At 68.4% G+C, this 22,318-nt stretch carries 26 protein-coding genes and 1 pseudogene; 11 read left to right on the top strand and 16 right to left on the bottom strand.

Translation table 11 applies throughout. The features are described 5' to 3' along the window. Positions 1-136 precede the first annotated feature (136 nt). From rpsN to VH571_RS16615, 7 genes are all read right to left on the bottom strand, one after another. Entirely contained in the window at positions 137-442 is a 306-nt protein-coding gene (gene rpsN, locus VH571_RS16645; RefSeq protein ID WP_055961455.1) for a 30S ribosomal protein S14, read from the bottom strand. A gap of 2 nt (positions 443-444) precedes the next feature. Beyond that, entirely contained in the window at positions 445-612 is a 168-nt protein-coding gene (rpmG, locus tag VH571_RS16640; RefSeq protein WP_055961458.1) for a 50S ribosomal protein L33, read from the bottom strand. Next, the gene (rpmB, locus tag VH571_RS16635) at positions 612-848 is read right to left on the bottom strand and encodes a 50S ribosomal protein L28 (protein ID WP_055961461.1); all 237 of its coding nucleotides are present in this window, start codon (positions 846-848) and stop codon (positions 612-614) included. Before rpmB ends, rpmG begins: the two co-directional genes overlap by 1 nt. 168 nt (positions 849-1,016) lie before the next feature. After that, complete coding sequence (locus tag VH571_RS16630) at positions 1,017-1,424, bottom strand: Fur family transcriptional regulator (protein WP_055961464.1); 408 nt, start codon at positions 1,422-1,424, stop codon at positions 1,017-1,019. Further along, the gene (locus tag VH571_RS16625) at positions 1,421-2,341 is read right to left on the bottom strand and encodes a metal ABC transporter permease (protein WP_423265532.1); all 921 of its coding nucleotides are present in this window, start codon (positions 2,339-2,341) and stop codon (positions 1,421-1,423) included. The genes VH571_RS16630 and VH571_RS16625 overlap by 4 nt, the downstream gene beginning before the upstream one ends. Further along, positions 2,338-3,177, bottom strand: a complete 840-nt coding sequence (locus VH571_RS16620; protein WP_423265531.1) for a metal ABC transporter ATP-binding protein — start codon at positions 3,175-3,177, stop codon at positions 2,338-2,340. The genes VH571_RS16625 and VH571_RS16620 overlap by 4 nt, the downstream gene beginning before the upstream one ends. A 13-nt stretch (positions 3,178-3,190) precedes the next feature. Further along, positions 3,191-4,096 carry a metal ABC transporter solute-binding protein, Zn/Mn family gene (locus VH571_RS16615; protein ID WP_423265530.1) on the bottom strand — a complete coding sequence of 302 codons (906 nt, stop codon included), beginning with the start codon at positions 4,094-4,096 and terminating at the stop codon, positions 3,191-3,193. 93 nt (positions 4,097-4,189) lie between these two features. Here VH571_RS16615 and VH571_RS16610 point away from each other — a divergent pair, with 93 nt between their 5' ends. Further along, positions 4,190-5,416 (top strand): sensor histidine kinase, encoded by a 1,227-nt coding sequence (locus tag VH571_RS16610; protein ID WP_055961475.1) that lies wholly within the window; start codon positions 4,190-4,192, stop codon positions 5,414-5,416. After that, the gene (locus tag VH571_RS16605) at positions 5,413-6,057 is read left to right on the top strand and encodes a response regulator (protein WP_423265529.1); all 645 of its coding nucleotides are present in this window, start codon (positions 5,413-5,415) and stop codon (positions 6,055-6,057) included. Before VH571_RS16610 ends, VH571_RS16605 begins: the two co-directional genes overlap by 4 nt. Positions 6,058-6,100: 43 nt before the next feature. Here the strand turns inward: VH571_RS16605 and VH571_RS16600 are convergent, their stop codons facing one another. From VH571_RS16600 to VH571_RS16585, 4 genes are read right to left on the bottom strand one after another with little or no spacing between them, the layout of a single operon-like run. Beyond that, positions 6,101-7,477, bottom strand: coding sequence for a dihydrolipoamide acetyltransferase family protein (locus tag VH571_RS16600; RefSeq protein WP_423265528.1), 1,377 nt, complete (start codon positions 7,475-7,477; stop codon positions 6,101-6,103). Between the two features lie 14 nt (positions 7,478-7,491). Beyond that, entirely contained in the window at positions 7,492-8,511 is a 1,020-nt protein-coding gene (locus tag VH571_RS16595) for an alpha-ketoacid dehydrogenase subunit beta (RefSeq protein WP_423265527.1), read from the bottom strand. Continuing rightward, positions 8,508-9,671, bottom strand: a complete 1,164-nt coding sequence (locus tag VH571_RS16590) for a thiamine pyrophosphate-dependent dehydrogenase E1 component subunit alpha (RefSeq protein WP_055961487.1) — start codon at positions 9,669-9,671, stop codon at positions 8,508-8,510. Before VH571_RS16590 ends, VH571_RS16595 begins: the two co-directional genes overlap by 4 nt. Before the next feature lie 35 nt (positions 9,672-9,706). Then, positions 9,707-10,771: a histidinol-phosphate transaminase gene (locus VH571_RS16585; protein WP_423265526.1), complete on the bottom strand. Its 1,065-nt coding sequence runs from the start codon at positions 10,769-10,771 to the stop codon at positions 9,707-9,709. 53 nt (positions 10,772-10,824) lie between these two features. Here VH571_RS16585 and VH571_RS16580 point away from each other — a divergent pair, with 53 nt between their 5' ends. Genes VH571_RS16580 through purB form a run of 3 tightly spaced genes read left to right on the top strand, consistent with a single transcriptional unit; the run spans position 10,825 to position 13,169 of the window. Then, positions 10,825-11,229 carry a phage holin family protein gene (locus VH571_RS16580; RefSeq protein WP_423265525.1) on the top strand — a complete coding sequence of 135 codons (405 nt, stop codon included), beginning with the start codon at positions 10,825-10,827 and terminating at the stop codon, positions 11,227-11,229. Positions 11,230-11,232: 3 nt separating this feature from the next. Then, on the top strand, positions 11,233-11,790 hold the full coding sequence (locus VH571_RS16575) for a low molecular weight protein-tyrosine-phosphatase (RefSeq protein ID WP_055961496.1): 558 nt from the start codon (positions 11,233-11,235) through the stop codon (positions 11,788-11,790). Continuing rightward, positions 11,787-13,169: an adenylosuccinate lyase gene (gene purB / locus VH571_RS16570; RefSeq protein ID WP_423265524.1), complete on the top strand. Its 1,383-nt coding sequence runs from the start codon at positions 11,787-11,789 to the stop codon at positions 13,167-13,169. Before VH571_RS16575 ends, purB begins: the two co-directional genes overlap by 4 nt. 135 nt (positions 13,170-13,304) lie before the next feature. On the opposite strand, the gene VH571_RS16565 is transcribed toward purB, so the two are convergent. Together VH571_RS16565 and VH571_RS16560 are read right to left on the bottom strand one after the other, a co-directional pair. After that, the gene (locus VH571_RS16565) at positions 13,305-13,592 is read right to left on the bottom strand and encodes a hypothetical protein (protein WP_199726129.1); all 288 of its coding nucleotides are present in this window, start codon (positions 13,590-13,592) and stop codon (positions 13,305-13,307) included. After that, on the bottom strand, positions 13,589-14,287 hold the full coding sequence (locus VH571_RS16560) for a DUF308 domain-containing protein (protein WP_423265523.1): 699 nt from the start codon (positions 14,285-14,287) through the stop codon (positions 13,589-13,591). The genes VH571_RS16565 and VH571_RS16560 overlap by 4 nt, the downstream gene beginning before the upstream one ends. Positions 14,288-14,481: 194 nt before the next feature. On the opposite strand from VH571_RS16560, the gene VH571_RS16555 reads away from it, so the two are divergent. The 3 genes from VH571_RS16555 to VH571_RS16545 all read left to right on the top strand — a co-directional run bounded on the left by VH571_RS16555 (position 14,482) and on the right by VH571_RS16545 (position 17,140). After that, complete coding sequence (locus VH571_RS16555; protein WP_423265522.1) at positions 14,482-15,642, top strand: fatty acid desaturase family protein; 1,161 nt, start codon at positions 14,482-14,484, stop codon at positions 15,640-15,642. Between the two features lie 38 nt (positions 15,643-15,680). Beyond that, positions 15,681-16,040: a hypothetical protein gene (locus VH571_RS16550; protein ID WP_123940478.1), complete on the top strand. Its 360-nt coding sequence runs from the start codon at positions 15,681-15,683 to the stop codon at positions 16,038-16,040. Positions 16,041-16,108: 68 nt separating this feature from the next. Beyond that, positions 16,109-17,140, top strand: coding sequence for an aldo/keto reductase (locus tag VH571_RS16545; RefSeq protein ID WP_423265521.1), 1,032 nt, complete (start codon positions 16,109-16,111; stop codon positions 17,138-17,140). Positions 17,141-17,226: 86 nt separating this feature from the next. Here the strand turns inward: VH571_RS16545 and VH571_RS16540 are convergent, their stop codons facing one another. Beyond that, positions 17,227-17,946, bottom strand: a complete 720-nt coding sequence (locus VH571_RS16540; RefSeq protein WP_423265520.1) for an FAD-binding oxidoreductase — start codon at positions 17,944-17,946, stop codon at positions 17,227-17,229. Between the two features lie 37 nt (positions 17,947-17,983). Beyond that, positions 17,984-18,562, bottom strand: coding sequence for a molybdopterin-dependent oxidoreductase (locus VH571_RS16535; protein WP_055961509.1), 579 nt, complete (start codon positions 18,560-18,562; stop codon positions 17,984-17,986). An 83-nt stretch (positions 18,563-18,645) separates the two neighbouring features. Between VH571_RS16535 and VH571_RS16530 the strand changes: the two genes are divergently transcribed. Next, complete coding sequence (locus VH571_RS16530) at positions 18,646-19,893, top strand: mannosyltransferase family protein (RefSeq protein WP_423265519.1); 1,248 nt, start codon at positions 18,646-18,648, stop codon at positions 19,891-19,893. Positions 19,894-20,026: 133 nt separating this feature from the next. Here the strand turns inward: VH571_RS16530 and VH571_RS16525 are convergent, their stop codons facing one another. Next, the gene (locus VH571_RS16525; RefSeq protein ID WP_423265518.1) at positions 20,027-20,527 is read right to left on the bottom strand and encodes a MarR family winged helix-turn-helix transcriptional regulator; all 501 of its coding nucleotides are present in this window, start codon (positions 20,525-20,527) and stop codon (positions 20,027-20,029) included. A 40-nt stretch (positions 20,528-20,567) separates the two neighbouring features. On the opposite strand from VH571_RS16525, the gene VH571_RS16520 reads away from it, so the two are divergent. After that, positions 20,568-21,782 (top strand): multidrug effflux MFS transporter, encoded by a 1,215-nt coding sequence (locus VH571_RS16520; protein ID WP_423265516.1) that lies wholly within the window; start codon positions 20,568-20,570, stop codon positions 21,780-21,782. A 152-nt stretch (positions 21,783-21,934) separates the two neighbouring features. Further along, positions 21,935-22,318, top strand: a pseudogene (locus VH571_RS16515) (hypothetical protein); the annotation flags it as partial.

Below are 22,318 nucleotides of genomic sequence, written 5' to 3'. Positions count from 1 at the left end.
AAGAGAGCGTCGACGACGCCGCTCACTGCAGCCTGGCTCTGGCCCGACTCGGTGGCGACAGCTGCGCCGCGGTGGCGGCGACCGACGGATCTGAGTGGACCCCAGGGGTAAAACCCCTGGGGAACCGCCTCAGAACCTACCAGGAAGACTTCGTGATGCCCGGCAATTCACCACGGTGAGCCATGTCGCGGAAGCGCACACGGCTGACACCGAACTCGTTGAGGTAACCGCGGGGGCGGCCGTCGATGGCGTCGCGGCCACGGACGCGGACCGGCGACGCGTTGCGCGGGAGCTTCTGCAGGCCCACGCGAGCGGCCTCGCGGCTCTCGTCGGTGCCGTTCGGGTCGATCAGAGCCTTCTTCAGCTCCAGTCGCTTCGTCGCGTAGCGAGCAACGATCACTTTGCGCTGGTTGTTCTTCGCAACCATGCTCTTCTTGGCCATGTTTAGCGCTCCTCGCGGAATTCGACGTGCTTGCGGATGACCGGGTCGTACTTCTTCAGCACGAGACGGTCGGGGTTGTTACGACGGTTCTTCTTGGTCACGTACGTGAAACCGGTGCCCGCCGTCGAGCGGAGCTTGATGATCGGACGGACGTCCTGGCTCTTTGCCATTAGATTTTCTCCCCACGTGCGAGGAGGTCTTTGACGACCTTCTCGATGCCGCGAGCATCGATGACCTTGATGCCCTTGGCGCTCAGCGTCAGCGTGACGTTACGGCGCAGCGAAGGCACGTAGTACGTCTTCTTCTGCACGTTCGGGTCGAAACGACGCTTCGTGCGTCGGTGCGAGTGCGAGATGTTGTGCCCGAAGCCGGGAACGGCTCCAGTCACCTGGCAGGTTGCTGCCATGGTTTTCCTCCGTAAATACCGTAGAAGACCCGCGTTTGCACACGAGTTCTACCCAAGGTCACTTGTCGGCACGCTTCGTCTCCGCCACCAGAGCGGCCCGCCACCGAGGTGACAGCAAGGGAGATTCGGCATACATGGGCGCAGATAGCACCCAACCAAAGAGCAAGCTTAGACGACACGCCCGGCCTGGGCAACCTGCGCCGAGCACACCGCACACAGCCCGAAGACGTCGACGACGTGGTTCGCCTCGGTGAACCCGTTCTCGGCCGCGACCTGACGCGCCCACTGCTCGACCGGGTCGGCCGAGATCTCGACCGTGGTTCCGCAATTGCGGCAGATGAGGTGATGGTGGTGCGTGCCGGGGGTGCACGCGCGGAACAGGCTCTCGCCGTCCTGCTGCAGACTGTCGGCCTCGCCCTCCGACTCGAGTGACGACAGCGCTCGGTAGACGGTCGCGAGGCCGATCGGCGAACCGCTCTCCCGCAGGGTCGAGTGCAGCGCCTGAGCGCTGACGAATCCGGCCGATGTCGACAGGGCCTCGCGCACGGCCTCGCGCTGCCAGGTGTTGCGCTTCATGAGGGCACCCTTTCGTTCATTGCGGCGGTGGGTCGAGGTGCGAGCCGAGCCGTCGAATCCTTCGTTCTGCGCCCGCCGCGACGCTCGCGTCGGCCGCCGACGAGGCGGCACACCAGCCAGATCGTGAACGAGATCGTCGTCACGTAGGGCGAGATCGGCAGGCCGCCCCCGAGGGCGAGCAGGATGCCGCCGACGACCGAGACGACGGCGAACACCGTGCTCAGCACCGGCACCCAGAACGGAGAGACGGTGATCCGCAGGGCTGCGGCGGCCGGCGTCACGAGAAGAGACAGCACGAGCAGAGCGCCGACGATCTGCACCGAGACGGCCACCGACAACCCGAGCGCGAGCATGAAGACGATCGACAGGGTGCGGACCGGCACACCGGCTGCGGCCGCGACGTCCGGATCGACGCTCGCGAAGGTGAGCGGCCGCCAGACGACGATCAGCGTGACGATCACGATCGCCGAGATCGCCAGCAACCAGCCGAGCTGCGGATTGTCGACCGAGACGATCTGGCCGGTCAGCAGACCGAACTTGTTGGCCGACCGCCCCTGATAGAGGGCGAGCGCGAGAATGCCGAGCCCCAACCCGAACGGCATGAGCACGGCGATGATCGAGTTCCGCTCCCGTGCCCGACTGCCCAGCAGGCCGATCAGGAGGGCGGCGAGCACGCTTCCGACGAGCGAGCCGGTCACGACGTTGATGCCCAGTAGGAGCGCAATCGATGCGCCGGCGAACGAGAGCTCGCTGATGCCGTGCACGGCGAAGGGCAGGTTGCGGGTGATGACGAACGGCCCGATGAGCCCGCCGACGATGCCGAGCACGGCTCCGGCGATGATCGAGTTGCGCACGAGCACGACGAGCTCGCCGAAGTTCTCGAACGAGAGGATGTGAGTGAGGATGTCGGCGTTCACCGCACGGGCCCTTCTGGGTCGAGGTCGTCGCCGTGGTCAGCGTGGTGGCCGTGGCCATCGTGGTCGTGGGCGGCGTCGTTGCTGCCGACGATCACGATGCGCCCCATCGTGCGCACGACATCGACCGGGGTGCCGTACAGCGCGCTCAGCACGTCGGCCTGGAGCACCTCGTCGGGCGTGCCGATCGTGAAGCGCCCGCCAGCGATGTAGACCACCCGGTCGACGGCGTCGAGAATCGGGTTCACGTCGTGCGTCACGAAGACCACCGCGGCACCCGTCTTGCGACGTTGCTCGTCGATCAGGTCGGTGACACCGCGCTGGTGGCGCAGGTCGAGCGAGATGAGCGGCTCGTCGCAGAGCAGAAGCGCAGGATCCGAAGCCAGCGCCTGCCCCACCCGCGCCCGCTGCTGCTCCCCGCCCGAGAGGGAGGCCACCGGGGCCAGCGCGAAGTCGGTTGCGCCGACCTCGGCGACGAGGGCGTCGACGCGCTCGAGTTCGGCACGGGACTCACGCCGCAGACCCCAGCGGTGGCCCGTGATGCCGAGCGCGATCATGTCGCGTGCGCGGAGCGGAGTGCCCGACTCCATCAACCGCTGCTGCGGGATGTAGCCGATCCTCCGGTGCCCGCGGCGGACCGGCCGACCGAGGAATTCGGCCGTTCCCGCCGTGAGCTCCTGCTGCCCGAGGATCGCCTTGAGCAGCGTCGTCTTGCCGGCACCGTTCGGGCCCAGCACGGCGACGAACTCGCCAGGCTCGACGTCTAGGTCGAGCCCGGACCAGAGTTCGCGGTCGCCGAAGCGCAGGCTGGCGCCCCGGAGACTGAGGACGGGCGTCACTGCTGGGTCACTGTCACTGGGCGAGCGCCGCCTTGACCGCGTCGATGTTGCTCTGCTGCCAGGTCTGATAGTCGTCGCCCTTCGGCAGGGTCTCGGTCACCGGGACGACGGGGACGCCCGCGGTCTCGGCCGCCTTCTGCACCTGCTCGGTCTCGGGGCTTCCGGCCTGCTCGTTGTAGGCGAGCAGGGCGACCTTCTTGCCGGTCATCAGCTTCAGCGTCTCGTTCAGGGCCGACGGCGGCACGTCTTCGCCCTCCTCGACCGCCTCGGAGAACGCACCCGGCGTGGCGTTCTTCAGGCCGATCGCGTCGAACAGGTAGCCGGGCACCGGCTCGGTGTAGGCGACGGCATCGCCGTCGTAGGTCTTCTTCAGCGCAGCCGTCTGCGCCTCGAGCTTCTCCATCGCCGTATTGAACGTCACCGCGTTGTTGAAGAACGTCTTCGACTCGTCGGGGTTCGCCGTCGACAGATCGGTGGCGATCCTGTTGGCGAGCTTCGACATGGTCGGATAATCGTAGAACACGTGCTCGTTGAGCTCGCCGTCGCTCGAGGTGAAGCCGGAGACCTTCACCGCGTTGAGAAGCGTCGCCTTGCTGTTCGTCGACGATCGCATGGTGTCGACGTAGTCGTCGTAGCCGCCGCCGTTTTCGATGATGAGGTCGGCCTTGGAGATCGCGAGCTGCGTCTGGGCGTCGGCCTCGAAGCCGTGCGGGTCTTGGTTCGGGTTCGACAGGATGCTGGTGACGGTGACCGAGGATCCTCCGATCTGCTTTGCGATATCGCCGTAGACGTTCGTGGACGCTACGACCTTGATCGTGCTGTCGTCCGGTGCGGCACCACCCGAGGCGGAGCAGCCGGCGAGCGCGAGGGCGCCTGTGGCGGCGAGGGCGAGCGAGGGCAGGAGGCGGCTTGTTTTCACGTTCCCGACGGTATCGCTAAACGATAATCATTGTCAAGAAAGGGCGAATTTCGCCAGGAGGGAGCAAGCGGCGTCTCCGCGTACCCTGGAGCCGTGTCCACCGCGCCGCTCGACGTCGACCCGCTGCTTCCGCGGCCGCCGGGGCTCGTGCGGCGCTTCTGGATGCGACATGCCCGCCTCGCCGACTGGCTCCTCGCCGTCTTCGCGCTCATCGTGGGCTACCTCGAGGCCGTCGACACCGGCGCTGGCCTGGTCGGCGCCGACTGGCTCGTCAGCGGCTTCTTCGCGCTCCCCGTCGTCGGGGCCGCCGCTCTGCTCTGGCGGCGGTCACGACCACTCACCTGCTTCGGCGTCGCACTCGCCTGCAGCCTCGGCCTGACGCTGGCCAACACGACGGTGCCCGCCACCGTGCTCGTGCTCGCCCTCTACGCCGTCGCCGTCTACGACCGTGTCGCATTCGCCTGGATCGGCGCCGCTCTCGCGGTCGCGCTCAACGCCGGGGTCGAGATCCTGGTGCAGGGCTCCCCGCATTCCCTCGCCCTCCTCACCGTGACCTTCGCCATCACGCTGCTCATCGGGGTGACCGTCGGAGGCCGCCGTCGGTACCTCGAAGCACTGCTCGACCGCGCCGCGCAGTTGACGCGCGAGCGCGACCAGCAGGGGCAGCTCGCCGCGATCGAAGAGCGAGCACGGATCGCCCGCGAGATGCACGACGTCGTGGCGCACGGCCTCTCGGTCATGATTCGACTGTCGGATGGAGCCGCGGCCGTGGCCACGTCGGATCCTGAACGTTCCCGCGAAGCGGTCCGGCAGATCGGCGAGGTGGGGCGCTCCTCCCTTCGCGACATGAGGCGTCTGCTCGGGGTGCTCCGCGACGAGGGGCAGGTCGAGTTCGCCCCGCAGCCGACGCTCGCCGAGCTCGACGACCTCGTCGAGACCTACCGCAGCGCCGGGCTTCCCGTCGCGGTGCAGCAGAAGGGCACGCCTCCGACCGACACGGCGATTCAGGTGGCACTGTTCCGCGGCGTTCAAGAGGCCCTGACGAACGCGCTCCGCTACTCGCGCGAGCCGGGACGAGTGCTCGTCTCGCTCGACTACGACAACACGTGTGCCACCCTCGACGTCACCGACGACGGCATTTTCGTCGGCCGCCCGGAGTCGGTGGGGAGCGGTCGCGGCCTCCTCGGATTGCGCGAGCGCGCGGTCGCCTTCGGCGGGACCGTCGAGGCGGGGCCAGCCATCAACCCCGAGACCGGGCAGGATGGGGGCGGTTGGCGCGTTCGCATGATGCTGCCGACCGCCATCGAAGGGACGAAATGACCGACATCTCTCTGCTTCTCGTCGACGACCAGGATCTCCTGCGCGCCGGTATGGCGATGGTGCTCGGGGCCGTCGAGGGCATGCGAGTGGTGGGCGAGGCCACGAACGGCGGCGACGCCATCTCGAGAGCAGCGGAGCTCGCCCCCGATGTCGTACTCATGGACGTCCGTATGCCCGGCATCGACGGAATCGAGGCGACCCGGCAGATCGTGGCCGCGAATGCGGCGACGCGCGTCATCATCCTGACCACCTTCGATCTCGACGAATACGCGTTCGGCGGCCTGAACGCCGGTGCCAGCGGGTTCCTCTTGAAAGACGCCCCGTCTGACGAGCTCATCCAGGCGATCCACACCGTCGCTGCGGGCGAGGCCATCATCTCGCCGAGGGTCACCCAGCGGATGCTCGAGATGTACCGCGGCAAGATGCCCGAGACCTCGGCCGGCGCTCCCTCTCCTCTCTCCGATCGCGAGCAGGAGGTGCTCGTCGCCATCGGCCGCGGGCTGTCGAACACCGAGATCGCAGCGTCGCTCTTTCTGTCGGAGTCGACCGTGAAGACTCACGTGGGCAGGGTTCTCGCCAAGCTCGAACTCCGCGACCGGGTGCAGGCCGTCATCTACGCCTACCAGCAGGGGCTCGTGTAGCTCCCTCGTCGAGCCGCAACGCGGGCTAGTCGAGCAGTGCGGGCTAGTCGAGCAGCAGCGCCGGCTCTTCGAGAACGCTCGCCACGTCGGCGACGAAGCGTGAGGCGACGTCGCCGTCGACGACTCGGTGGTCGAACGACGCACCGATCGTCGTGACCATGCGCGGACGCACCTCGCCGTCGACCACCCAGGGCTTCTGCTTGATGGTGCCGAGGGCGATGATGCCGACCTCGCCCGGGTTGAGGATCGGCGTGCCCGTGTCCATGCCGAAGACCCCGATGTTGGTGATCGTGATCGTGCCGCCCGCGGTATCGGCCGGTTGGGTCTTGCCGTCGCGGGCCGTCAGGGTGAGCTCTTCGAGGGCCTGCGCCAGCTCGAGGAGCGACATCGCCTGCGCCTCTTTGATGTTGGGCACGATGAGGCCGCGGGGGGTCGCCGCCGCGATGCCGAGGTTGACGAAGTGGCTGACCAGGATCTCGCGGTCGGTCCACTCCGAGTTGACCGTGGGGTTGCGACGGACGGCCCAGATGACGGCCTTCGCCATGATCAGAAGCGGAGAGACCTTGACCCCGGCGAACTGCGCGGAGTTCTTCAGCCGTTTGACGAACTCCATCGTGCGCGTGGCGTCGACGTCGACGAAGAGGCTGACGTGCGGCGCGGTGAAGGCACTCGACACCATCGCCGACGCGATGGCCTTGCGGACGCCCTTGACCGGGATCCGCTCGACGCGCTCCTCGCTCCACTCGGGCGTCTCGATGTTGTGGAAGACGCTTGCCTGCTTGGCATGCCGAATGACGTCGTCGCGGGTCGTCTCGCCGGCGAGTCCGGTGGCCTCGACCACTGCCAGGTCGACCCCGAGGTCTTTGGCGAGCTTGCGAATCGGGGGCTTGACGATGACCGGCTGCGCCGATGCCGCCGGCACCGACTCGGGGCGGCGCTTCTTGGCCTCCGCCACGCGTTGCACCCGGGCGTCGGCTTCGCCCTTGGTCGGGCGACGACGCCGCGTCGCCGCGTGCCCGCCCGTGATGCCGTAGCCGACGAGCACGGAGCCCGACCCCTCGTCAGCGACCGCCTCGGCCGATGCCGCCGAGGTCGGAGTCGCTGCCACGAAGGCCGCCTCGTCCGCTTCGGCCTCGAGGATCTCGTCGGCCGGCGTGCGGGGGACGTCGCCTCCGGCCACCCGGATGATGGGGGCACCCACGGCGACGGTCTGGCCCTGCTCGACGAGGATCTCGTCGACGACACCTGCGAACGGCGAGGGCAGCTCGACGAGCGACTTCGCCGTCTCGATTTCGACGATGACCTGGTTGAGGGCGACGGAATCGCCGGGAGCCACCTTCCATTCGACGATCTCGGCCTCGGTGAGGCCCTCGCCGACGTCGGGAAGGTGGAATTCGTTGCTGGCTGTGGTGGTGGTCACGCGGGCTTCTTTTCTCAGTAGGCGAGGGCGCGGTCGACGGCCTCGAGCACGCGATCGGCATCGGGGAGGTAGACCGATTCGAGCTTGGCGGGCGGGAACGGGGTGTCGAAGCCGCTCACCCGGAGGACGGGGGCCTCGAGCGAGTAGAAGGCCTTTTCGGCCACGGTCGAGGCGATCTCGGAGGCGATGCTGGCGTTCTGCGGGGCCTCTTGGGCGATGACGAGACGACCCGTCTTGCGCACCGATTCGAGGATCGGGCCGTAGTCGACCGGGGAGAGCGAACGGAGGTCGACGACCTCGATGCTGATGCCCTCCTCGGCGGCGATCTCGGCGGCCTGCAGGAGGACCGAGACCATGGCGCCGTGACCGAGGACGGTCACCTCGGTGCCCGTGCGGACGACCCGGCTCGCGTGCAGGGGTGCGCCCGGCGCCGTGAAGTCGACGGGACCCTTCGGCCAGTACCGGCTCTTAGGCTCGAAGAACATGATCGGGTCGTTCGACTGGATCGCCTCCTGGATCATCCAGTACGCGTCGTGCGGAGTCGAGGGGCTCACCGACCGGAGCCCGGCCGTGTGGGCAAAATAGGCCTCGGGGCTCTCCTGGTGGTGCTCGACGGCCCCGATGTGCCCGCCGTACGGAACCCGGATCACGACGGGGAAGGGCATGGTGCCCTCGTGCCGCGCGGTGAGCTTGGCGAGCTGCGACGTGATCTGGTCGAAGCCGGGGAAGATGAAACCGTCGAACTGGATCTCAGCCACGGGGCGGAAGCCGCGCATGGCCAGACCGATGCAGGCGCCGATGATGCCGCTCTCGGCGAGGGGCGTGTCGATGACGCGCTTGGCCCCGAACTCCGTCTTGAGGCCCTCGGTCACGCGGAACACGCCGCCGAGCGTGGCGATGTCTTCGCCGAGCAGAACGACACGGGGGTCGTCGCTCATGGCCTTGCGGAGGCCCGCGTTGAGGGCACGGCCGAGGGGCAGCGTCTCAGTGGTGGGAGCGGCGGTCGCGGCGGTACCAGGAAGCGTGTTGGTCATGCTGATTCTCCGAACGACGACTCATAGTGCGAGAGCCATTCTTTCTGCTCGTCGATGCGCGGGTGGGGCTCGCTGTAGACGTTGTCGAAAATGAGGTCGGTCGAGGGCTTCTCGAGGGCGAGCGTGCGCACCCGGACGTCGTTCGCGAGATCGTTCGCCTCCTCTTCGACGGCGGCGAAGAACGAGTCGGACTCACCTCGACCTCGCAGGTAGGCCTCGTACCGCACGATCGGATCGCGCGCGATCCACGACTGCAGCTCGGCATCGGTGCGGTACTTCGTCGGGTCGTCTGACGTCGTGTGCGCGCCGATGCGATACGTGAGGGCCTCGATAAAGCGGGGGCCTCCACCGGAACGCGCCGCGTCGAGGTCGCGGAGCGTGACCGCGTAGCTCGCGAGGACGTCGTTGCCGTCGATCTGCGTCGAGGGAATGCCGAAGCCCTCACCGCGGAGGTGAAGGGACGTGCGCGACTGGGTGGCGACCGGAACGGAGATGGCCCACTGGTTGTTCTGGAGGAAGAAGACCTCGGGCGTCTGGAAGCTCGCTGCGAAGACGAAGGCCTCGCTGACGTCGCCCTGACTGGTGGCACCGTCGCCGAAGTACGTGATGACCGCGGTGTCGCGCTCGGGATCGCCGGTGGCGTAGTCGCCGTCGAGGGTGATGCCCAGCGCGTACCCGGTGGCATGCAGCGTCTGCGAGCCGATCACCAACGTGTAGAGGTGGAAGTTCTGCCGCTCGGCCGGGTTCCAGCCGCCGTGGGTATTACCGCGGAGCAGACGGACGACGTCGACCGGGTCGATGCCGCGCACCATGCCGACGGCGTGCTCGCGGTACGAGGGGAAGAGGTGGTCTTGCGGCCGGCTGGCGCGGGCCGACCCGACCTGGGCGGCCTCCTGCCCGTGACTCGGAACCCAGAGGGCGAGCTGGCCCTGACGCTGCAGGTTGCCGGCCTCGTCGTCGAACCGCCTCGTGAGCACCATGTCGCGGTGGAACTGGCGGAGCGTCTCGTCGGAGAGCGCCTCGATGGTGGGGAGGAACTCGGCGGTGCGGTCGTTCTCCTGGAGGACCCCGGCGGGGTCGAGGAGCTGAACCGTCTCGGGCTGCGCCCCGGCAGAAGGCGCCGTCGAGGGCGCCGCGTGACTCGTGGTGTCGAATGACATGCGATCGAGCCTATCTGCGACCCGCTCCGAGAGAGCTAGAGGGCGTGAACAACCTCCTGGGCGGCTGCTAGGAGTTTGTCGACAGAAGCGGCCTCGCCGATCGAGACGCGGATGCCCTCGGGGGCGAATGCCCGGACGACGATGCCGTGCTTGTCGAACACCCCGGCGGCGTGGGCCGTGTGCTCTCCCGTTGGCAGCCAGAGGAAGTTGCCCTGAGCGGGCGGCACCTCCCAGCCCTGGTCGAGGAGCGCCTGGCGGACGTCGTCGCGGAGGCGAACGATGCGGGCCACGCGCTCGAGGAGCTCGCCCTCGTGAGCGAGGGAGGCGATCGCCGCCTCCTGCCCGAGGCCCGTGACCGAGAGGGCGATGGCGGTAGAGCGGGCGGCATCGAGGATGTAGGCGGGGCCGATGGCATAGCCGACCCGGAGCCCTGCAAGACCATAGGCCTTGGAGAAGGTACGGAGCACGACGAGGTTGGGGTGACGCTCGGTGAGCGACTCCCCGTCGACTGCCGCCTCGTCGGTGACGAACTCGGCGTAGGCCTCGTCGAGCACGACGAGCACCGACTCGGGCACGGAGGCCATGAAGGTCTCGAACTCGGCCGTCGTGACGATCTGCCCCGTCGGGTTGTTGGGCGAGCACACGATCACGAGTCGGGTGCGATCGGTGAGCGCCGCCGCCATCGCGACGAGGTCGTGGCCGCCGTCGGCGCGGTTGGGCACCTGCACGCTGGTCGCGCCGGTCACGGTGACGAGACCGGGATAGGCCTCGAACGAACGCCAGGAGTAGAGCACCTCGTCGCCCGTCTGCGCGACCGCCAGGAGAAGCTGGGACAGGACCGAGATGGATCCTGCGCCGATGTGCACCTCGTCGAGGCCGACGCCGTAGCGGTCGGCGAGGATCTGGCGGAGAGCGGCAGCGGAAGCATCGGGATACCGGTTGACCTGGAGAGCCCCGTGGAGCGCCTCGAGGACGGCGGGCAGAGGCTCGAATGGATTTTCGTTGCTCGACAGCTTGAAGGCGTCCGGGTCGGCCTGTTTGCCCTGGCGGTAGGGCGGGAGAGCGGCGATCTCGGGGCGAAGACGTACGGGAACGGTCACGAAGCCAGACTACGGGCTACCACCCGGGCCCACGGATGGGCATAGTTGTGCCCATGCGATTCTTCGTCCGGCTCGTGATCAACGCGCTCGCCCTCTGGCTCACGACGCTTCTCGTCTCCGGCGTCAACGTCGTGTCGTTCGGTGACGGCACCGTGGTGCCCACCGTGCTGACCTTCCTCCTGGTCGCGTTCATCTTCGGCCTCGTCAACAGCATCGTCGGCACGGTGGTGCGCGTCGTGGCCTTCCCGCTGTACGTCCTCACCCTCGGGCTGATCTCGCTCGTCGTGAACGGAATCCTGCTGCTCGTGGTGGCCTGGGTCTCGGAGCTCATCGGGTTCGGTCTGGTCGTCGACAATCTCGGGTGGGGGATCCTCGGGGCCCTCGTCCTGGCGATCATCGCCTGGCTCATCGGCATCGTGCTGCGACCGCTCTTCGGTGACGTGCGCGGTCGTCGCTGACCCATGGCGTTCGAGGTCAGCGAGTTCGACGAGGTCGGCGATGAGCCGACGCTGTTCCGCGTCGTCTTCGTCTGCACCGGAAACATCTGTCGTTCGCCGATGGCCGAGGTCGTGTTCCGCGATCTCGTCGAGAAGGCCGGCTACGGCGATCGGGTGACCGTCGCATCGCGGGGCACCGGCGACTGGCACGTCGGCGAACGCGCCGACTCACGCACGGTGGCCGCACTCGCCGGGCGGGGCTTCGACGGCTCGCAGCACCGGGCCCGCCAGTTCGAGGCGGCGGACTACGACAGGCATGACCTCCTCGTCGTCTTCGATCGCGGTCAGGAGCGAATTTTGAAGGGCTGGGCGCCCTCCGACGACGACCGTTCGAAAGTCCAGCTCCTGCTAAAATTCGACCGCGACGGCTCCGCCGTTCACGCCGGCGACGGGACTGACGTTCCCGATCCGTATTACTCCGACGACGCGATGTTCGAGACCGTGCTCGACATGGTCGAGCATGCGTCGACCGCGCTGTTTCGGCAGATCGAACCAGCACTCCGACAAGGATCGACCACATGAGCCTTCCCCTGCAGCCTCTCAGCCCTCTCGACGGTCGCTACCGCCAGGCGGTCGAAGGGCTCGGGGAACACCTCAGCGAGGCCGGCCTCAACCGGGCTCGCGTGCATGTCGAGGTCGAGTGGCTGATCGATCAGACCGATCGACGATTCGCAGGATCCGCGCCGCTGTCCGACGAGCAGAAGGCCGCTCTCCGCCGGGTCGTCACCGACTTCGGCCAGAGCGCCATCGACGAGCTCGCAGTGGTCGAGGCCACCACCCGCCACGACGTCAAGGCCGTGGAGTACTTCGTGCGGGCACGCCTCGCCGAGCTGGGCCTCGACGGGGTCGCCGAGCTGACCCACTTCGCCGCGACGAGCGAAGACATCAACAACCTCTCGTATGCGCTGACCGTGAAGGCCGCCGTCGAAGACGTCTGGCTGCCGAAGTTCGACAGAGTCATCGCCCTGTTCGAAGGTCTCGCCCGCGAGCACGCCACCACGCCGATCCTGTCGCACACGCACGGCCAGCCCGCAACACCGTCGACGGTCGGCAAGGAGTTCGCCGTCTACGCCTACCGCCTCGGGCGCATCCGCTCCCAGATCGCGTCGTCGGAGTACCTCGGCAAGTTCTCGGGCGCCACCGGCACGTTCTCCGCGCACGTCGCGGTCGACCCGACGGTCGACTGGGTCAGCGTCTCCCGCTCGTTCGTGGAGGGGCTCGGTCTCACCTGGAACCCGCTCACCACCCAGATCGAGTCGCACGACTGGCAGGCCGAGCTCTACAGCCGAGTCGCCCACGCCAACCGCGTGCTCCACAACGTCGCCACCGACATCTGGACCTACATCTCGATGGGCTACATCACGCAGATCCCGGTCGCCGGCGCGACCGGCTCCTCGACGATGCCGCACAAGATCAACCCGATCCGCTTCGAGAACGCCGAGGCGAACCTCGAGATCTCGTCGGCGCTCTTCTCCTCCCTCGCCGAGACGCTCGTCACGAGCCGCCTGCAGCGCGACCTCACCGACTCGTCGGCACAGCGCAACATCGGCGTGGCCTTCGGCCACTCGCTCCTCGCCCTCGACAACGTCACCCGCGGCCTCGGCGAGATCTCGATCAACACCACCGCTCTGGCGGCCGACCTCGACGGCAACTGGGAGGTGCTCGGCGAGGCCATCCAGACGGTCATCCGCGCCGAGATCACCGCCGGCCGCTCGTCGATCAGCGACCCCTACGCGATGCTCAAAGAACTGACCCGCGGTCACCGCGTCGGGCAGGCCGAGCTCGTGGCGTTCGTCGAGGGGCTCGACATCGGCGACGACGCGAAGGCACGCCTGGTCGCGCTGACGCCGGGCGGGTACGTCGGGCTGGCGGCTTCGCTCGTCGACTTCCTGCAGAAGTAGGTCGGGCGGGATCCTCGGCCCCGTCTCTGCTGTTTCGGACGGGGCGGTGCGTACCCGCGTGGCGCGTGCCGGAACGCCGGATGGACGAGGCTTGTCCGAGGCCCGGCGTGCCGGCGCGCGCCGCGCCAAGAGAACTCAGTGGTGCGAAGGCCGGTCGTCGAAGTCGTCGTTCTCGAGCAGACCCTTGACGCGGCCGTTCTCGTCGCGGATCTCGTGGAGCTCGGCGTCGTTCGGCTTCGCGGCGAGCGCCAGCATGGCGAGGATCACGACGCCGACGATGAAGGCGATGCAGAGGAAGATGCCGGCGAGGTTGATCTCGCGGGTGGCGAGCAAGACGATCAGGCCGGTGAAGAGGCCGAAGACGGCGGAGAGCCCAAGCAGCTCGGCGGGGCGGACGCGCTCGCGCCTGGTGGGTGTGGTCATGAGGAATGTGCTCCGTCGGTGCTCGAGTCGTGCGTCTCACCCGAGACGCGGGGTTCTGCGGCGCCGGAGCCGGGCGCGCGATACGTCTCTGGCTGGCCGGTCTGCCACTTGAGCGAGAGCCCCTGAATGATGAGGAAGACGCCGACGAGGGCGCCATAGGCCCCGACGACGCCGACCAGGATGGTCGACGACGTCAGCGTGCCGCGGATCTCTTCGATGCCGCCGAGCTGCTTGGAGTAGTCGGTCGGCACGACGAGGTAGACCAGGGCGAGAGCCACAGTGAGCCCACCGAGCAGCATCCAGTCGCGGGCCAGCTGGCTCTGGCGGCGGCGGCGCAGCCCGGTGAAGAGCTCGAGGGCGCCCGTGATGACGGCCCAGCCGGTGACGACGGCCACGAGCGTCGGGAGCCCGCCCGAGGGAGCGAGCAGTGCGACGAGGCCGAAGACGACGCCGACGACGCCCTGCACGACGGCGAGCGTACGACTCGACGCATCGGCGAGATACCGCCACGAGGCGACAGCGAGCAGAATGCCGCCCGCGATCGTCGTCGACCCGAAGACGGTGAGGCCGACACCGGCCGAGTGATCGTTGACGAACGTCGTGACGAGGCCGAGAACGAGGAGCGGCACCGCCCGGAGGACGGGGACCGGCCAGTACCGCGCGTCGAGCGCGGGGTCGTGGTGGGTGGCCGTCACGTGTCTTCTTCCGGGGTCGGGGGAACGATCGAGTTTACCCCGCGCGCCGTGGGGGCCTCACGGTGTCGCTCGGAGTCGAGCGCACCGCACCGGTCCACTCCCGATACCTTCTCAGCAACCGCCACTACGGTCGGCTTATCTGCACCCGAGCACCCGCTCGCACCCGCGACTGAGAAGTCGATTCCCTCTGGGAGATGACTTTGACCGTTCTCGATTCCCCCGCGTCCGCGCCCGCCGCGCAGGCCCCGGCGCCGATGCGCGTCCGAAACCACGCCGAGCTGCCCGCGGGGTTCCGCGGCACCACCTCGGGTGAGACCTCGAAGCCGATCAGCACCTACACGGCTTTGCTCGCGAAAGTGCGCGATGCCGGTCTCCTCGAGCGCCGCACCGGGTTCTACGTCGCCATGTTCGTGGGCGTGACCCTGCTGCTCGCCGCCGCCGTGACCGGATCCGTCCTGCTCGGCGACAGCTGGTTCCAGCTGCTCATCGCCGCCAGTATCGGCCTCATCTTCACGCAGTACGCGTTCCTGGCGCACGAGACCGCTCACCGCCAGGTGTTCGCATCGGGTGTGACGAGCGACCGGGTCGGCCGGATTCTCGCCTCGGGCGTCGTCGGCATGAGCTACGCCTGGTGGACTTCGAAGCACACCAAGCACCACGGCAACCCGAACACGATCGGTCGCGACACCGACATCGCCTACGACACGGTCTCGTTCCTCGAGCAGGACGCCGTCAAGCAGCGCGGTCTCTCTCGCCTCTTCACGCAGCGCCAGGGCTACATCTTCTTCCCGATCCTGCTGTTCGAGGGCGTCAACCTGCACCTCCTCTCGTACAAGACGCTGTTCGGTCGCAAGAAGGTCGACAAGCGCTGGCACGAGATCGCGATGGTCACGGCGCGCTTCACCATCTACCTCGGCCTTATCTTCTGGTTCCTGCCGGTCGGAATGGCGTTCGCCTTCCTTGGCGTGCAGCTGGCGATCTTCGGCCTCTACATGGGCTCGGCTTTCGCCCCGAACCACATCGGCATGCCGATCATCCCCGAGTCGAGCCGCGTCGACTTCCTCTCGAAGCAGGTGCTCACCTCGCGCAACATCACCGGCGGTCGCTGGATGACCATCGCGATGGGCGGCCTCGACTACCAGGTCGAGCACCACCTGTTCCCGAACATGGCCCGCCCGCACCTCCGCGCCGCGTCGAAGCTCGTTCGCGAGCACTGCTCCGAGCACCAGGTGCCCTACACGCGCACCACGATCGGCCAGGCATTCGGCACGGTCATCGCGTATCTCAACCGAGTCGGCCTTGCCGCGCGCGTACCGTTCGACTGCCCGATGGCAGCCGAGTACCGACCCCGCTAGCCGGGCCGCCTCCCGGCCCCGTGGGTAGGCTCGCGGGCATGAGTGCCCTCGACGACATCCGGCTCGCCGAGGCCGCTCGGATGCTCGGCATCCACGACGTCGACGGGTTGGCCGGGCGGGCACAGGCGTGGCTCGCGGACGGCGTGGAGTCGCCGAGCATCGCGCTGCTGGCGGAGAGCGGCGACCTGCCCGAGGAGCAGCGGCTCAGGATCCTGCGCTCCGCCGCCGTCGAACTCGACTTAACGTTCGCGAGTCTTCAGACGGCGCGCACCTATTACGTGCAACGGTCACTCCCCGAGCTCACCACCGTTGAAGGCGCGGCGGGCATCGCCGCGCTGTCGAACGGGCTGACCGACGAGTGGACGGGGCGGCTGCGGCGGCTCTTCCGGCGACTCTGAGCGGCCCGGTTCGTCGCAGTTCTTCGCGTGACTGACCGAGTGAGCGCTCACGGACTAGCGTCACGCCCATGGACTATAGAAACCTGGGCTCCTCGGGAGCCGTCGTGTCAGAGCTGACACTCGGAACGATGACTTTCGGCGCCGAAGCCGACGAAGCCACCTCGCACGCCCTGCTCGACACCTTCGTCGAACACGGCGGCACCTTTATCGACACCGCCGACGTGTATTCGTCCGGTGTGTCAGAAACCATCATCGGGCACTGGCTGAAAGCACACCCCACCGAGGCCGAGCAGGTGGTCATCGCGACCAAGGGCCGGTTCCCGATGGGCGAGGGGCCGAATGACCTCGGGCTCTCGCGCCGCCACCTGCGCACGGCGCTCGACGCGTCGCTCACGCGCCTCGGCGTCGACCACGTCGACCTGTACCAGATGCACGCGTGGGACGCCCTGACTCCGATCGACGAGACCCTGCGCTTTCTCGACGACGCCGTCGCCGCCGGCAAGATCGGCTACTACGGCTTCTCGAACTACCTCGGCTGGCAGCTCACCAAAGCCGTCCACCGCGCTCAGGCGCTCGGCTTCGTGCCGCCCGTCACCCTGCAGCCGCAGTATTCGCTGCTCGTGCGCGACATCGAGCACGAGGTCGTGCCGGCATCCGCCGATGCCGGAATCGGTCTGCTCCCGTGGTCGCCGCTCGGCGGCGGCTGGCTGACAGGCAAGTACAAGCGCGACGAGGCACCCACCGGTGCGTCGCGACTCGGCGAGAACCCGGCACGGGGCATGGAGGCGTGGGAGGCCCGCAACGCCGACCCGCGCACCTGGGACGTGCTCGACGCCGTGCAATCGGTCGCGACGGAGCACGGAGCCACCGCCTCGCAGGTCGCGATCGCCTGGCTGCTCGCCCAGCCGACCGTCACGAGCGTGATCCTCGGAGCCCGGTCGGTCGAGCAGCTCGTCGACAACCTCGGCGCCTCGGGTCTCGGGCTCAGCCATGACGACGTAGCACGGCTCAGCGCGGCGAGCGCCCCGCGGGCCGACGACTACCCGTACGGGGTGGCCGGCGCGGCGCAGCGGAACCGGAAGATCGAAGGCGGTCGCTAGGGTCGGGGCCTCCTCGCGAGTGCCGCCGATTGCCGGCAGCCGCGGCTGAGCGGCGGCAAATGGCGGCACTCGGGGCACCGCGCGGGCTAGACCCCGCCGAAGCGCTCGGTGCGGATCGTCGCCGGGTCGTGGCCGAGCCCAACCAGCGCCTCCGACACCGCGGCGACGAACCCGTTCGGGCCGCAGACGTAGAACGAGGCGCCGGCGCTGGACGGAAAGACGAGCGACGCGAGACGCTCGGCGTCGAGGCGGCCGATCGTCGTGGTGACACCATCGGGTGCGCGACGGGTCCAGACCCGGGCGACCGAGAAGGATCCTGACCGCTCCCGCTCGGCCAACTCGTCACGGTAGTACTCGGCCTCGGGATCGCGCAGCGAGTAGAGCAGCCGGAACGGCGCGGTGCCGGCACCGGCCGAGCGCGCCCGGAGCATGGCCATGAGTGGCGCGACTCCCGACCCGCCGGCGATCAGCTGCACCGGCTCGGGCTGGGCGTCGTGCCAGACGAACCAGCCTCCGATCGGCCCGCGGATCTCAAGGGGGTCGCCCGGTTCGAGTCCGGCGACGAGGTACGGGGAGACCTCGCCGTCGGGAAGCTCCTCGACGGTGAGCTCGACCTCGTCGTCGGCGAGGGGCGAGACGAGAGGCGGCCCGCCGGGAACAGCCGAGAGCGAATACGACCGCACGGCCTGGTAGCCGTCGTCGGCGGTGAGGCGCACGTCGACGTGTTGGCCAGGAACAACCGGGCCGAGGCCCTCCACCCGGAGCCGGATGCTGCGCGCCGTCGTGGTCTCGTCACGAGCGCCCACGCACACGGCTGGGCGCCACGCGTTCGTCACTCGGCCGTCACGAGTAGCGCTCTTCCTTCCACGGGTCGCCGTGCGCGTGGTAGCCGAGCCCCTCCCAGAAACCGGGCGTATTCACCGGCATCGTCTGAATGCCCTGCACCCACTTCGCGCTCTTCCAGAAATACAGGTGCGGCACGAAGAGGCGGGCCGGGCCGCCGTGCTCGCTGCGGAGAGGCTCCCCCTCGAACTCGTGCACGATCCAGGCCTTGCCGCCGAGCAGGTCGGCGAGCGGCAGATTGGTCGTGTAGCCGCCATAGCTGCGGGCCATCGCGAACTCGTGCGTCGTCTCGAGGCCGTCGAAGAGGGTGTCGAGCGAGACGCCCCGCCAGTTCGTGCCGAGCTTCGACCAGCTCGTGACGCAGTGGATGTCGGTCGCGATCGTCTCCTGCGGCAGAGCGAGAAAGTCGTCCCACGAGAGCGACTTCGCGCCGTTCTCGGTCGCGATCTGCAGCTCCCAGCGCTTGATTTGAGGGTCGGGGCCGGTCGCGAGAACCGGAAAGCCCTTCTCCAGATACTGACCGGGCGGGAGCGCAGGATCCGCGCGACGCCTGCTGGCAAAACCGGTGAATCCGACCACGGCGCCTCCTCAGCTCAGGCCTTCAGCATGGCACCGCTCGCTCGTGAGTGAAAGGCGCGTGCTCCACCTGCCTACAATCACTTGTGCTGGCACAGGAACCCGTCGCGGTCGAAGCCGCGTCGACCGCACCCGCCGCAGCTCCCTCCCGACTCCTGGCCGCGGCCCAGCGGATGCCGTCGTGGGTGGCCGTTCTAGCGATCTACGCCATCTCCCGGGTCTTCTCCACGGCACTGATGTTCGTGCTGTACCGGATCGCCGCCTCCGACCCCGGTCACTATGGCAACGGCTACGTCGACGCGGGCCCGACGGGCGGCCTGATCGGCTTTCTGAACGTCTGGGATGCCCGCTTCTACACGAGCATCGCCGAGCACGGCTACCCGCAGCAGCTCCCCGTCGATGCGGCCGGCGCCGTCCAGTCGAATGCGTGGGCGTTCCTCCCGGTCTTCCCCTGGACCAACCGGCTCATCGCGCAACTCACCGGATGGGAGACCGGCACGGTCGCCGTGCTCGTGGCGACGGTCTTCGGCGGGCTCGCGGCCGTCATGCTCCACAAGTTCCTGAGGCTCCGCGTCGACGCGCTCGGAGCTCTTTGGGGCACGACGTTCTTCTGCTTCGGCGCAATGGGATTCATCCTGCAGACCGGCTACGCCGAGAGCATGTTCCTGTTCTTCCTGTTCGCCGGGATGTGGGCGTTGATGAAGCGCCGCTACGGGATCCTCACCTGGTGCGGAGTGCTCGGATCCTTCACTCGCCCCGGAGCGGTCGCCCTCGCCCTGGCCCTGCTGATCGTCGTCGTGTACCGCTTCGTCAAGCACCGCGACGAGTTCCCGAGAGCCGAACGCGTGATCGCCGTGCTCAGCGGCCTCGCGATCGCCGCGGCGGGTCTGGCGTGGCCGTTCATCGCCGCCGCCTTCACCGGTCGAGGCGACGCCTACCTCGAGACCGAGATGTCGTGGTGGACCGACATGATCGGCTACAAGCCGCCCTTCATCCCTCTCACACCGTGGTTCTTCATGACCGTGCACTGGCTCGGCATTCTGGGCGCGGTCGTTGCGCTGGCGATCGTCGCACTCTGGTTCTGGGGAATGAACAAGCCGTCGCTCCGTCGACTCGGGCTCGACGTGAGGGCCTTCTTGACGTCGTACGCGCTCTACCTGTTCGCCGTGTTCCTGCCGCAGTGGAGTCTGCCGAGGCTGATCATGCCGCTCGCCCCGGTGCTCGCGGTCGACAGCGTCACCCACCACCGCGCGATCCGGCGACTCATGCTGGCCTCGGGCATGGGGTTGCAGATCACGGCCGCGGTGACGCTGTGGCTGACCGGGCCGCCGTAGCCGGTCCGTTCGGGGCCTGCTGCAAATTCGAAGGAGAAACCGGCATGCCACCCCGGCCGATCGCCATGAAACCGTCGGCCGGCGCAGGTTTTTCCTTCAAATTCGGAGCGGGGGGGACGGAGCGGGGCCGCCCTCAGGATCCGTCGGGCCGGCTCTCGAACCCGGCCGACGCCTGCCGCTGGTGCGCGATGCCCTCCTCGACGAGGTCGAGCACGGCCAGCGTCCGCTCGACATCCGCTGCTGTCGGGTGCGACCCGGCGGCCGCGGCCACGGCACTGAGCATGGTCTCGGCGCGACCGTCTTGCAGGCGCGCGAGGTTCGCGTCGGCCTTGACCGTGTGCCAGAGCTGGATGCGGCGGGCGTCGGCCGGGTCGGCTCGACGCTCAACCAGGCCGTGCGCTTCGAGGGCACGGAGAGCCGAGCTCAGGTTGCTGCGCTGGAGCCCCGTTCCGGCCGCGACGGCACTCGGGCTCGACCCGGGGTTGCGGTGGATGAAGCGGATGACGTTCTGCTCGGAGCCGACGAGGTGGATCACATCGTCGGGAAGACCGTGGGTCTGGAGCTCGCGGGCGATGACCAGAATGCGGTCGGCGATCTCCGCCCAGGTGGACGCGTCGACGGATCCGGAAGTCATGCTCACACACTAGCCGTCGTTCCCTTATAGTTCTATAACTATGACTACCACCGCCACGATCGCGCAGCCCACGGGCCACAAGGGATTGACCCCGGGTCTCCTCGTCGTCCTCGCCCTCCTCTCCGCCCTCGCCCCCTTCGGCACCGACCTCTACCTCTCGGCGTTCCCGGTGATGACCCGCGAACTCGACACGAGCGCCACGGCCGTGCAGCTCTCGCTGACCGCGTTCCTCATCGGCATCGCGATCGGCCAGCTCGTCTTCGGGCCCCTCTCCGACCGCTTCGGACGACTCCGTCCCCTCCTCATCGGCGCCGTGATCTGCATCGCCGCCAGCGCGGTCGCGGCGCTCGCCCCGACCATCGGGATCCTCATCGCCGCACGACTCGTGCAGGGACTGACCGGTGCAGCCGGCATGGTGATCGGACGCGCGATCATCTCCGACCTCGCCGTCGGCAAGGCCGCCGCGAAGGCGTTCAGCCTCATGATGATCGTCGGCGGAGTCGCCCCGGTCGTCGCACCGCTCGTCGGAAGCCTGCTCGTGTCGAGCATCGGGTGGCGCGGGATCCTCTGGGTCGTCTTCGGGATCGTGGCCGTCAGCGCGATCGCGGTCGCGGCAGTGGTGCGGGAGTCGCACACGCCCGAGCGGAGAGCGGCCGCGGTGTCGGCGGCGGCGGCCGGATCCTCGGGTCTTCGCGATCTCCGCTCGCGCGTCTTCGTCGGCAACACGCTGGCGTTCGCCTTCGCGTTCGCCGTCATGATGGCCTACATCTCGGCCTCGCCGTTCGTCTACCAGACCATGATCGGGCTGTCGGCACCCCAGTACGGCCTCCTGTTCGGACTCAATGCGGTCGGGCTCGTCGCGATGAGCGCGATCTCGGCCAAGCTCGCCGCGACCCGGCCCGAGCGGTCGCTGGTCGGAGTGGGGCTCGCGCTGATCCTGGTGGCGACGCTGGCCGTTCTCGCGCTGGTGTTGCTCGGCGCCCCCACGGCATGGCTGCCCGTGCCGCTCTTCGTCGCGGTCACGAGCCTCGGCCTCGTGCTCGGAAACGCCACAGCCCTGGCCCTCTCCGCTGTGCCGCGAGCCGCCGGAACCGGCTCAGCCGTGCTCGGAGCGCTCCAGTTCGCCCTCGCGGCGCTCGTCTCACCGCTCGTCGGGCTCGGCGGCGAGCACACCGCGCTGCCGCTGGCCATCGTGATGGTGGCGGCTGCAGTGATCGCGGTCGCCTCTTTCGCCCTCGCGGCTCGGCGGCGCTGAGACCTCAGAATCGACGGGTTTTCGCCCCGGCTGGACGTCGAATTCGAGGTCTCGCCGGGCGGCAACGATTGCCCTGGGCGAAGGGGGCGTGGTGAACTGGAGACGCGTGCGAAGCAGGGCGCCCACCGAACCTCTTCGCCGATCGGGGCCCGATGACTCATCGCACCACACGACCGCACCTCACGCGCCACCCGCACCGCACACGCCCCCTCGCCGTCGCCGCGATCGCCGCGGGGCTGGCCCTCCTTGCCAGCGCCTGCACAGCGGGCCAGCCGAGCCCCGAGCCCACCCCGGAACGCAGCACGAAGGCTCCCGTGACGATCCAGAACGAACCCACGTCGATGATCTTCGAGGGCGGCCTCTACCGCGAAAAGGACAGCCTTGCGGCTCGCGCGGCGAAGAGCCTCCGCGACAAGGGCAACGATCGTGCCGCAGCAGCCGCCGACGAGATCGCGCAGACGCCGGTCGCGATGTGGCTCGGCGACCAGTACAGCGTCGAGAAGGTGAAGAAGGTCGTGAGCGCGAACGTGAAAGCG

Source organism: Frondihabitans sp. 4ASC-45 (assembly GCF_049472575.1).
GTDB lineage: Bacteria > Actinomycetota > Actinomycetes > Actinomycetales > Microbacteriaceae > Frondihabitans.
This window is presented reverse-complemented; position numbering and strand designations above follow the sequence as displayed.